The 8939-nt window shown below is 44.1% G+C and carries 4 protein-coding genes and 3 pseudogenes; 1 reads left to right on the forward strand and 6 read right to left on the reverse strand.

What is annotated here, in order from left to right; genetic code table 11:
- Positions 1 to 7: 7 nt before the first annotated feature.
- The 3 genes and pseudogenes from LEP1GSC190_RS04965 to LEP1GSC190_RS04975 form a co-directional block, all read right to left on the reverse strand.
- A pseudogene (locus LEP1GSC190_RS04965) lies at positions 8 to 1675 on the reverse strand (M23 family metallopeptidase); the annotation flags it as partial.
- 191 nt (positions 1676 to 1866) lie between these two features.
- Positions 1867 to 2352, reverse strand: coding sequence for a hypothetical protein (locus tag LEP1GSC190_RS04970; RefSeq protein WP_117344688.1), 486 nt, complete (start codon positions 2350 to 2352; stop codon positions 1867 to 1869).
- 18 nt (positions 2353 to 2370) lie between these two features.
- A pseudogene (locus LEP1GSC190_RS04975) lies at positions 2371 to 3225 on the reverse strand (hypothetical protein); the annotation flags it as partial.
- On the opposite strand from LEP1GSC190_RS04975, the pseudogene LEP1GSC190_RS04980 reads away from it, so the two are divergent.
- Positions 3210 to 3389, forward strand: a pseudogene (locus LEP1GSC190_RS04980) (integrase core domain-containing protein); the annotation flags it as partial. The pseudogenes LEP1GSC190_RS04975 and LEP1GSC190_RS04980 sit on opposite strands and share 16 nt — an antisense overlap.
- Before the next feature lie 187 nt (positions 3390 to 3576).
- On the opposite strand, the gene LEP1GSC190_RS04985 reads toward LEP1GSC190_RS04980, so the two are convergent.
- From LEP1GSC190_RS04985 to LEP1GSC190_RS05000, 3 genes are all read right to left on the reverse strand, one after another.
- Entirely contained in the window at positions 3577 to 4122 is a 546-nt protein-coding gene (locus LEP1GSC190_RS04985; protein WP_002747209.1) for a hypothetical protein, read from the reverse strand.
- Positions 4123 to 4132: 10 nt separating this feature from the next.
- A complete protein-coding gene (locus tag LEP1GSC190_RS04990; protein ID WP_237578363.1) occupies positions 4133 to 7636 on the reverse strand; it encodes a peptidase M23 in 3504 nt (1167 codons plus the stop codon).
- 755 nt (positions 7637 to 8391) lie between these two features.
- On the reverse strand, positions 8392 to 8937 hold the full coding sequence (locus tag LEP1GSC190_RS05000; RefSeq protein WP_117344686.1) for a hypothetical protein: 546 nt from the start codon (positions 8935 to 8937) through the stop codon (positions 8392 to 8394).
- Positions 8938 to 8939 lie beyond the last annotated feature (2 nt).

Raw genomic sequence — 8939 nt, forward strand, 5'->3', positions numbered from 1 at the left:
CCTATTTTTATTGATTCCAATCAAAAGTCGAAGGATCATGGTGTTTTGTTTTACCATAAAAATTGTCTTTTGTTACGTTGTTGCCTGTTCGAACTTCATAATGCATATGAGCTCCCCAAGAGTTTCCTGAGTTTCCAACATTTGAAATAACCTGCCCTCTTGTAACAGTATCACCTTCATTAACATTTATCTTTGAATTGTGACCATAAAGAGTTAAAATACCGTTATTATGTTGGACAACAACAACTGCACCGTAGCCTTTCCCGCCTTTTGTTCTGGTTCTAAAATCTCTATTAACTAAAATAACCTTACCATCGTCAACAACAGGAACAGGTGCACCCGATGCCTGTGGTTGATCTAAACCAGTATGCGGACCAGTAGTTTTACTTTCACCAGTTTTTGAATCATGTAAAATTCTAACTCTACCATAACCAGATCCTTGATTTTCAAAAGGCAATTTTGCGCCATTATCGAGTTCGAATACAGGAGCGGTCTGATGAGTAACAGGCTTCGAACTTCCCCCCGTCGCCCGATTCCACAACCCCTTAGCGCCGTCAACAACGGAACCGAAAATTGAAGAAGCTCTTTCACCTAACGTTTGTGTTCTACTTCCATTCACAACGATCGGGCTTCCGGTCTGATTCGAGTTTCCATAACCGGGTTTCGATTGGTTACGATAATCGTTTACAAACTTTTCAAGACCACTCGTGTCGTATCCTGCAGCTTTCAAACCGGCGATGTTCGCATCCGTTTGCGCAGGACTTTCCTTTCTCCAATCAGCTTTGAATTCCGCAACATCCGCCGCACTGAGTTGACGACCACCTGTCGGTTTTCCATCGGGTCCAAACGATCCCGATAAAGTTAACGTTTGTCCTGGATCATGAGAAGATGTTCCGTGTGCAGGGTTCGGACCGTCAGCATCTCCAAAGCCAATCGTTCCTTGACTTCCCGGTAAGCCGTCCTCTCTTCTCTGCGTAGAGTATCCAACCGCGTCTAACGCAGATTTTCCTTGTTCAGAATTGTTCCTATTTTGAGCAGCTCTGGAATCCGCTTCTGCTTTCGCCGCTTTGTATGCTTTCTCTTCATCGGTATCGGCCACACCTTGAGCGAGAGCGTTGTTCATTGCAGACTCGGCAAGAAAGTTACTGTTACTGGTTAAACCGCTCTGAGCATTGTAGTTGAATGCATTGGTTCCCCCCGAGTTTAAGCTGAGTGTAACACCCGTGTGTTCGTTCCAAGAAAGTCCTCCACTGACTCCGCCGTATTTACCGCCTTTACCTTCATACGAACCGTATTGGTCCGTAGATACATCCGCTCCCCATCCTCCAAACTCCGAACGAGAAAGTGTAGCACCAACTCCCGGAAGAACCACGTTGTTGTTTCTTGAAATTCCCACGCTAGTGCCAAAGCCGTCGTTGCGATTGTAGCTCATTCCCAAGTTGAGAGTGCTGGCATACGATCCTGTGGTTCCGTTTTTACCCATTCCGAGTCCGAGGCCAGCGTTAGCTGAAATTCCTCCTTGTTCGGAATAACTTATTCCCGCGTTAAAGCTAAGTGCGCTTGTTCCCGCTTGCAAACCCGCGGATCCGCCGAATCCTGTTTGTTCGTTGTAACTGAGTGTGGCTCCAACTCCAAGGCCTTCCATCAGCTTCATGCCACCGCCGACGCTTGCTCCATTCAGAGGACAGAGGACAGAAGACTGAGGACAGATGGGGAAGGGGAAAGCCTTCCCCTCGCTTCATACCGAGCTTGCTATCTTTCTAATTTACAAATGTCTAATTGTGTTTCCAAGCTCGGTATTTCGCTACCCCTTCTCCGGGCTATCTCCTTGGTTCCATCCCCGGAGCCCGGTTCTTTCACTTGTTACTAATCCCTCTCCGGTCTTAGTCTTGAAAAACCCCGCACAATCCATCTACCTTCTTTTTCAGGAAAAAATAAATCTATTCCATATTCAAAACGATCTGCTTCAATCATAACCCAAAGACTTCCGCCGTCTTCGCTCATCCCGCCCTTATCTCCCTTTTTTAAAAGACGCACAACTTCTTCAACAGTGACATGTTTTTCCATATCACCAAGCCCCTCTTTCTGAAACTTGCCTATATACAAATCTTTTTCCATAGATTCTTCTGCATGAATCGTATATCCACTGTGTTCATCACTTACTTCTAAAAAAGGAGTAAAGTTTTTCTTTTCTTGAATGTCCTTTAAAAGTTTAGAAAGCATTACATCTAACATTTTCATTTTCTCTTGTTTTGTATATGTCTTCACTTCCATTTTCGTTTCCTCTTTGTTAACAGGCTTGTCACAAGCATTCAATAAAATGCAACTAACCAGTAGTATTCTAAATATCATACTATTCTCATCTCTCCTTTATTTTACTTTCGGTAAACTGCTTAACTCCAAATGCAAGTGATTGCTGTGCATTGATCCTTTGTCATCTTTTTTGAGATGCAGATTCGGCAATGGGTTTTCCTTAAAATACTTATGCACTGCTGGATCATTGAATTTTACAAAATTAGTATCAAAATTTCCAACCCCTTGCGGAATATTTCTAGAAATCGTTTTGATATATTCAATCGTTTTGTCTCGATCGTAGGCCTTGTTAACATCGTAATTCTTACCAGTCGGATCAACTCCAGGTGTAGACATATACGACAGGTCTATAGCGTTTCCGTTTTTATGATGCTGGTAATATCCGGCATCTTTTGCTTCCTTAGTACCAGTTGCACGTGGATCATAGTCTCCCGTCTTGTAACCTAGATCGTTTGTCACTATCGGATAACCCGGATTCTTGCCCGTCCATTCATTAATGGTATTGGAAATCGTGTCAACAAGCGGCTTCTGTCCATAACGATGGTCGTCGGCTCCATCTTGGCTAGAATTACTACTAAAGCCCGGGCCTTCCTCGTGCAGTTTGTAAGTTAGTTTATTGCCTGTGACCGTGTCATAATGTTCGGGGCCGGTAGAAATCACATGTGAAGAACCTCCCCCCGTTGCTCGATTCCACAACCCCTTAGCGCCGTCAACAACGGAACCGAAAATTGAAGAAGCTCTTTCACCTAACGTTGGTGTTCTACTTCCATTCACAACGATCGGGCTTCCGGTCTGATTCGAGTTTCCATAACCGGGTTTCGATTGGTTACGATAATCGTTTACAAACTTTTCAAGACCACTCGTGTCGTATCCTGCCGCTTTCAAACCGGCGATGTTCGCACCGCGTTGCGCAGCAATACGTTGATTACTACAATCATTGGAGGCCTCATCTGGCCTTAAACAAGGATTCTCCTTGTGGTAGGGTCGTTACATTTCCAACTCCTACCTCCAAAGTTATCAAACGAAAAGTTTTGGGCGGGTTACACCATGTTTATCTTAATTCAGAGGTCGCTTAATAATATGTCATCTTTTGTGCATTTTGTCAAATTCTAACATACTATACAAACGACGGTTTTTGGACTAGCACACTAGCACATTTTGTATTTTCAAAATATTCAAATTCCTTTCTATTCCTACACAAATCTCTGTTCTAAAAGAACGGTGCATTGCAGTATTTTCGCTGCGATCGCTCACGCGGGGAAATCACTTTCTCCCAATTTCAAACCGGATAATCTTGCAATCCTCGCTTTTGTTACATGAGAAAGTTATTGAATATATGTAATTCGCATAATCAATACCAATATACCCGTGATCACCTCTTTTAAAATTATCAACAATCTCAACTTTCGGGTTCATAAATGCTTCTCGAAAAGATGCGATTCCAGGGAAAGTATCTTGGAATTCTTTCTGCATCACCGAATTGTTAAAAATTAAATCTTTACCGCTCTCATCAATGCCATCCTTCATAAAATCTTTCCTTTTAGGTGGAGCCCCATGATCGGAGCCATCGGGTAAGGAAATATACCATTCATCAATTTCAAAGCTGTATGTCGTATCCAAGAACGCCATCAACTCTTCAGGCTTGTTCTCTCTCAAGATTTCAACAATTTTTTGAGTAATCGGATGTGCATTTTGCAGCAAAACTCCTCTTGTTTTTTCGACTTTCACATCTTCTCCCTTTTGTTCCTGTTTGCAAAAAGAACTAATCAAAATCAAAAATATCAAAATACTCTTGTATATTGTTTTCATAATATTCTCCTTAGTTTTCCCCACGCATCCACTTGTAGATGTCGTCACGTGTGTATGTAATTCCTTCTCGTTCTCCCTTTTTAACAAATTCAGGTGTAACTTCGGCATGCATATGCTGTCCTTCGGACAATCCAACCTTGTCATTCGTTCTACCTAAGTAAGTTCCGCCAGAAAAAACCTGACCTTTTCCTTGATAGATCGCCTGATTGATTTCCTTGAAATGCTTTAAGTTCAACTGCCCAACCGCATTACCGTTCGAATCCAAAACAGAAAGTTGAATCCGAGAACCGCTGATTCTCTCTCCGACAAAGACTCCGTCTACTCTAAAGTTGGCATTCGGTCCAAACCATGCCATTTCACGATTTGAGTATTTACCTGCTAAATCAACCTTAGAAGGAGTATCGTGGCTGTTGTAATGGCGCTTGTCCCTAAAATCTGGCATATCCGTCCATTGGGTTGTATCACGCCCGAAATCACCGGATACAATGTGGATTTTCACTGCATCGTCGGTGGCGCGAGGGGCACCAGCTACTTTAGAGTCGCTTCCTGGATAATAAGTTGTATCCTTGATCTCTGGATTTCGGATCGCATCCATATTTGCTGTAGATATATGCGATTGTGTCGAACTCGAACCACCCCCCGTCATCTTGTTCCACAAACCTTTCGCACCGTCCGCAACAAAACTCAAGGCGTTCTGGACAGCTCCGCCATACAGAACCGTTGGTCCCTGAGAATGATTTGTAACCACTGCCGGCGTCGCGCCTTGGTTGTTCGCCGCTTTTCCGTTACGATAATCGTTTACAAACTTTTCAAGACCACTCGTGTCGTATCCCGCCGCTTTCAAATCGGCGATGTTCGCATCCGTTTGCGCAGGACTTTCCTTTCTCCAATCGGCTTTGAATTCCGCAACATCCGCCGCACTGAGTTGACGACCACCTGTCGGTTTTCCATCGGGTCCAAACGATCCCGATAAAGTTAACGTTTGTCCTGGATCATGAGAAGATGTTCCGTGTGCAGGGTTCGGACCGTCTGCATCTCCAAAGCCAATCGTTCCTTGACTTCCCGGTAAGCCGTCCTCTCTTCTCTGCGTAGAGTATCCAACCGCGTCTAACGCAGATTTTCCTTGTTCAGAATTGTTCCTATTCTGAGCAGCTCTTGAATCCGCTTCTGCTTTCGCTGCTTTGTATGCTTTCTCTTCATCGGTATCGGCTACACCTTGAGCGAGAGCGTTGTTCATTGCAGACTCGGCAAGAAAGTTACTGTTACTGGTTAAACCGCTCTGAGCATTGTAGTTGAATGCATTGGTTCCCCCCGAGTTTAAGCTGAGTGTAACACCCGTGTGTTCGTTCCAAGAAAGTCCTCCACTGACTCCGCCGTATTTACCGCCTTTACCTTCATACGAACCGTATTGGTCCGTAGATACATCCGCTCCCCATCCTCCAAACTCCGAACGAGAAAGTGTAGCACCAACTCCCGGAAGAACCACGTTGTTGTTTCTTGAAATTCCCACGCTAGTGCCAAAGCCGTCTTGTCTGTTGTAGCTCATTCCCAAGTTGAGAGTGCTGGCATACGATCCTGTGGTTCCGTTTTTACCCATTCCGAGTCCGAGGCCAGCGTTAGCTGAAATTCCTCCTTGTTCGGAATAACTTATTCCCGCGTTAAAGCTAAGTGCGCTTGTTCCCGCTTGCAAACCCGCGGATCCGCCGAATCCTGTTTGTTCGTTGTAACTGAGTGTGGCTCCAACTCCAAGGCCTTCCATCAGCTTCATGCCGCCCCCAACACTTGCTCCAAATCCTTTCTCTCTCGAGTAGCTTAGGTCATAGCTTACAAGACCTCCAGTTGCAATCGAAAGAGGAGCATTCCCAATCGTCGCTGCTCCAGCGAGCGCACCCAACACGCCGCCTTCCGTCGCGCCCTGTATCGTTTTGTAAGCTGCAAGCGCTACTAAACTCGCTCCACCTGTTATGATTGCCGTCGCAGAAGCAGCAACCGTTATTACTGTATCGATCGTTTCGCGGTTTTCATACGCTTGTTTACCCAGATGATCCGAGAACTTGTTCACTTTTTTCGTCACATCTGGATTTGCCGCAAGAGCGATGACACCGACTGGACCTACCGCAACTGTCGCTATTGCAACAGCCGCCATCGTGCCAAGACCCCGACCCATGTTGTACGAAAAGCTCGTCGTCATCGCGTGTGTCGCTTCTTTCTCAGAAATCTTTTGGTTTAAATACCAAGCGGGAATTCCGGTTGCTTGCGATATCGCTTCCGTGGTCACGCTCTTCTCGTATGCTTTCATCGCTTGTTTCATGTTGGAACCGCCGACAAGGGCTCCCACAAAACTCGCAGGTAATCCAGTTGCTTCCGCAACTGCTCCCGTTATGCGGCTTTGAACTTCGGATTTAATGGCTTCATGAGGTTTTTGTCCTCCGCTCATTCCGCTTAATACGTTAAACAGAAATCCCTTGCTTTCCTTCTCCGCGTCATTCGCCTTTGCTTGTTTTTCGATTCTATTTTGAATGTCTTCGGAGTAGACGGTATATTTTCTGTTTACGTTTGAGAGTTGATTGTCGACGTAATTGGTTCCCACTCCCTTCAACTTGAAGTTGTATCCTAAATTTGAAATGTCAAATCCGGATGTGACGATCAAGTATTGCATTCCGTAGCTTACTTCCACAGGAATCCCTTTGACGCTCACCGAGCCTTTGAGTTCTCTGCTTCCTCCGAATACCGTGTCGTCGATCGAAGCTCCTTCATACATCGCTTTGCCGATCTTCTTCATATCTCCGCTTTGGCCTTTGAAGCTTCCTTGGCTAAAGTTGTATTTTGATCCTTGTTCGTGATAACCTTTTAAGCCTCCCATTTCTCCTTCGAACATGCCTTTCAGATCTCCGGGTAAAGCTTGGAAGGCTGCTAAGTAATTCTCTTTACTTGCCTCATACAATTTCTTTTGATAACTTTCGATCTCTTGATTCTGTGCGTATTCTTCTTTGATCTCGTTTGTCTTGTTGCTAAACTGCGCAAACATCTGTTCTACGTTCTTTTGCAGATTGTCGATGTAGTTTTTAACTCCCAGTACCATTTCTGCGTTGAACCTTGTCGCGTTTGGATTCATCATATCCACGCTCAGGTTTCCAGGATTAAACTTCGTCTCCATTCGTATATATTGATATTCTAAATCGGGAGAATAACTCGTGCTCTTCATCGCACTGCCGTCGATTTCGATTTCTCCGCTGTAGATCTGTCGATACGCGCTGATTCCTTCTCCATCCACTCTAAATCCGTATCCTGCTTCTCTAAGATATTTGTATTCGTCTCCGTTTGTCAGCGCTTCTAAAAGTGTCTTTTGGAGATTTGCACTTCTTTCTTCGTTATCTTTTTGTAGTTTTTTTGCGTAGTCGTCTAAGTATTTCGACACTGCGCTGTTTGCCGCCAAGTTGATTGCTTGGCTACTTCCTTGGAGTAGAGTTTGCAACGCCGCCAAATCATTGTTATTCGTCACAAGTAAATTCATGTGAGAAAGTAGTTCATCTGCCTTTTTTTGTTTTTCTTCCAATTCTTTCTCTTGTGCTTGGATGTATTGAGCGACTCCGTTGTTCGATACTTCTTGTGGTAATGCACTTTGGATGCTTGCAATCATTTCTTGCAATCCGTCTAAGAGTCCTTCTCCGATATTACGATTTGCTAATTCTTTGGATTCGAGTAGTAGTTTCTCTACTCTTGTTTTGTTTTCTTCTCCTTGTTTGTTTAAGTTTGCCGCGGTTTGGATCATTCCTTGGATTTGGTTGTAACTTTCTCCTTCGGATATAATCCCCGCCACGGCGTTTTTTCCTTCTTGGATTTGTTTCTGAACTTGTGTGCTATTTTGAAAGTTTTTGTTGAGTAGGTTATCTCTGTAACTCAGGAAAGAATTTTTTGTATATGTCAATCCTCGGTTGTCTATTTCACTCGTAATCTCTTCGCCTAACGAATAGTATTTCTTCTTTAAATATCCGATTGCATTGCTCTTTTCTCTCACTGCATATCCCGTATACAGGGCTGCTTCGTCGAACTTTGCTTCATTCAGAGGACAGAAGACAGAAGACTGAGGACAGATGGGGAAGGGGAAAGCCTTCCCCTCGCTTCATACCGAGCTTGCTGTCTTTCTAATTTACAAATGTCTAATTGTGTTTCCAAGCTCGGTATTCCGCTACCCCTTCTCCGGGCTATCTCCTTGGTTCCATCCCCGGAACCCTGTTTTGATGTGTGTTCTGCAACAGAACAAAAACATCACTTCTTCTTCGGAACCGAGTGGTCCTCTTCACGATATTGTAATTCTTCGTTAAGACCAATATTGGAAACACATCCAGCAATCGTTTGCGAAGTAGACTCGGCCCCCGCGATGCTATCCATATCCCATTTCCCATCCGCTTCTTTTTTGGAATAGTTTTCCGTCAGGAGTGCATAGCTATCAAATTGATCTTTCGCTATGAAATATTTCTGGCTTTTGCCATTGATCTCGACCGTTACACTTTCCGAATCTTTCTCTACAATCTTCCCTTTGTAAACCTTCCCTTCCACAATTCCAAGCTCTACAACGTTTGCTTTGAGATCGATTCGGAGGCAATAATCGTTAAACTTCGATTGAATTCCAAAAACTTCCTTCAAAAGATGTATTTCTCTCATTGCATACACGCCATTGAATACTCTTTCGGTCTTCATATCCTGCACCTTCTCTTCCTGGACGGAATTTTCTTGTTTGGGGACTTCTTTGTTTTCTTCCTTGCAGAAGAAAACAAAGAACAACATACTTACTAACGCTATTTTCTTTTTCATGT

The sequence above is a fragment of the Leptospira mayottensis 200901116 genome (assembly GCF_000306675.2).
In the GTDB taxonomy this organism is placed as follows: domain Bacteria; phylum Spirochaetota; class Leptospiria; order Leptospirales; family Leptospiraceae; genus Leptospira; species Leptospira mayottensis.